The sequence below is a fragment of the Neochlamydia sp. AcF84 genome (assembly GCF_011087585.1).
In the GTDB taxonomy this organism is placed as follows: domain Bacteria; phylum Chlamydiota; class Chlamydiia; order Chlamydiales; family Parachlamydiaceae; genus Neochlamydia.
On record NZ_VJOT01000007.1, the window covers coordinates 1 to 3,031 of the forward strand.

2 protein-coding genes and 1 pseudogene are annotated in these 3,031 nt (G+C 36.9%); 1 reads left to right on the forward strand and 2 read right to left on the reverse strand.

Going from position 1 to position 3,031, the window contains the following annotated elements:
* The first annotated feature begins 43 nt into the window (after positions 1-43).
* Positions 44-1,294 (forward strand): annotated as a pseudogene (gene ltrA, locus NEOC84_RS10105) (group II intron reverse transcriptase/maturase).
* A gap of 393 nt (positions 1,295-1,687) precedes the next feature.
* Here ltrA and NEOC84_RS09685 read toward each other — a convergent pair.
* Together NEOC84_RS09685 and NEOC84_RS00370 are read right to left on the reverse strand one after the other, a co-directional pair.
* Positions 1,688-2,122 carry an IS982 family transposase gene (locus tag NEOC84_RS09685; protein ID WP_347566616.1) on the reverse strand — a complete coding sequence of 145 codons (435 nt, stop codon included), beginning with the start codon at positions 2,120-2,122 and terminating at the stop codon, positions 1,688-1,690.
* 371 nt (positions 2,123-2,493) lie between these two features.
* Positions 2,494-3,031: integrase core domain-containing protein (locus NEOC84_RS00370; RefSeq protein WP_166154223.1), on the reverse strand; the 538-nt coding region annotated here is incomplete at its 5' end.

Consider the following 3,031-nt stretch of genomic DNA (forward strand, 5'->3'; position numbering starts at 1 on the left):
AGTGGTAACATTCATTATTCAACTAGATTTCTAGGAGGAAATCGTGAGTGAAACAAAACCTTTTATTATTTCTAAAACACTTGTTATGGAGGCCTATAAGCTTGTAAAAGCAAACGCAGGAGCAGCTGGCATAGATCAGCAAACGCTAGAGGACTTCGATCGAAACCTTAAAAGCAATCTTTATAAAATCTGGAACCGAATGTCCTCGGGAAGCTATTTTCCACCGCCTGTAAAGGCCGTTTCAATACCAAAGAAAAGTGGTGGAGAAAGAATCTTGGGAATACCTACGGTAAGTGATAGAATAGCTCAAATGATTGTAAAGCTGATGTTTGAACCTATAGTAGAGCCCCATTTTCACCAAAATTCTTATGCATATAGGCCGAATAGATCAGCTTTAGATGCTGTAGGAATCACTAGGCAAAGATGTTGGAAATACGATTGGGTGCTGGAATTTGATATTAAAGGCCTATTTGACAATATAGACCATGACCTTCTAATGAAAGCAGTAAGAAAACATACAGATAACAAATGGGTTATTTTATACATCGAAAGATGGCTAAAAGCACCTCTTCAATTAAAAGATGGAATTCTTGTGACAAGAAATGCAGGAGTGCCCCAAGGAGGAGTGATTAGTCCAGTGCTTGCCAATCTATTTCTTCATTATGTATTTGACACCTGGATGACAAGGAAATATCCTAGCATGCTATAGTGTAGGTATTCTGATGATGGATTAATACACTGTAACACAGAACAAGACGCTCAACACCTTCTAACAAATCTAAAGAAACGATTTGAAGAATGTAGTTTGATGCTTCATCCAGATAAAACAAAGATTATTTACTGTAAAGATGGAAGCCGCAAGGGAAAATACAAGGAAACAAAATTTGATTTTCTAGGCTATACCTTTCGGCCAAGACTGGTCAAAAACAGTAAACGAAATAACATATTTATAAGTTTTACACCAGCAGTAAGCCAAGCGGCGCTAAAATCTATGAAAGCAACCATTAGGCAATGGAATATAAGAAATAGAACAGATTTAGAACTTGGAGATATAGCCAAAACGTATAATCCAGTTATCAGAGGATGGCTAGTATACTATGGGAAATATTCTCCATCAGCTCTATACCAATTCTGCAGACATTTTAATAAGACACTAGTGGCTTGGGGAATGCGTAAATACAAGGAACTTGCAGGTCATAAAACAAGAACGACTATCTTTATAGAAAAGATAGTAAAGGAAACCCCAGGGTTATTTGTACACTGGAATAAAGGAATGATAGGAGCGTTTGCTTAATTGGGAGCGGTATGAATCGAGAGGTTCCTGTACCGTTCTACGAGAGGCTTGTGGGGAAGTTCCACAGGTCGACTCACCATATTGACCACTCACATACTAAAGCCTGACACCCTTTAAACCAATAGAATCTGCGAAAGGTTGTACCAGAACATCCAGCATGAATTTTATGCCATAACTTTTAGGAAGAAAGTGTTAAAAATGTTGAAGAATTACAAGAGGAAGTGGATTAATGGATGAATGATTATAATAATGAGAACACATACAGGAAAGTATTGTTTTGGCAAGATGCCTTTACAAGCATTCTTAGATACAAAACATCTTGCGCCAGAAAAGATGTTAGATAACGCGAGTTATCGGATAAGAAAATACTCTAAGACTGCTTCAAACCCTGACTTAAACTGTAAGCCAACTCATTAACTTTTGTTTTTCCGTACACGTAAATTGAATGCAGGGCTTACAGGGTTCATAAGCATAGGCCACTATTCCGCTGATTAAATTGACAAAAAAATTCCAAGGGCTGCGATGGCGATGATGTTCGATTTGACAAGAATTTTTCAATTTATTGTTAAGGCTTTCAATAATGTCCCGTTTCCTTAATAAAATCTTATCTACCAGTGACATTAGCTTGTTTTTCATGTTTTTTCTAAACCTAATAATAATTTCTAAGCCTTTGTCATAGAGCTTGATAAATAACTGGTGTGATATATATCCTTTATCAGCAAACATTTTGCCAAAAATATTTTTAGACAGATCAGGAACAGGAATACGATCATCCACATTTCCTGGCGTTAACATATAAGCAAGTATTTCCCCTTTATCGTTAATCACTAGATGGAGTTTGAATCCATAAAAGTACCCTGTAGAGGTTTTTCCTCTTTTTGCTATTTTTTAAAAACTCTATGGGAGTGGATGCGACGAGTATGGCATACTGTCAATAGAGTAGAATCGACAAACGAAATGCCTGTACATTCTCCTAAGCAAGCCTATGAATAAACAAAAGTAGGAAACAAACATGTTTTCATTAAAGTGATGAATTTATGATAGGAAAGGATATTAGGAAAGTATTTCTTTAGGGAGGGAATAACTTGCCGGATATAGTAATCTTTAAATGTTCTAAAGCTACTTCTATGAAACATGATGACAATAGTCATCGCTTCACTTAATGTGTCCTAGACAGTACTTGACCTGACAAACATGAGTTACCTGGCAGGTACTATTTCTGTCAGTTGTAACTTATCTAACATCTTTTCTTGTGCAAGATGTTTGGCATCTAAGAATGTTTGTAAAGGCGTCTTGCCAAAACAATACTTTCCTGTATGTGTTCTCTCATTATTATACTCATTCATCCATTTATCCACATCCCCTTGTAATTCTTCAACATTTTTAAACACTTTCTTCCTAAAAGCTGTGGCATAAAATTCGTTCTGGATGGTCTGATGAAACCTTTCGCAGATTCCATTGGTTTGAGGATGCCTGGCTTTAGTGCGAGAATGGTCAATGTCTTCAATGGCCAGATAAAGTTCATACTCATGATGCTCTCTTGCTCCGCAGTACTCTGTACCACGATCGGTCAATATTCTTAAGATACGAATATCTTGCTCTTCAAACCAGGGAATGACTTGGTCATTCAGCATATCTGCTGCTACCAACGCATTTTTTCTATCGTATAGTTTGACAAAAGCTACCTTAGAATAGGTATCGATCACTGTCTGTTGATAAATGCGTCCCACACCTTTA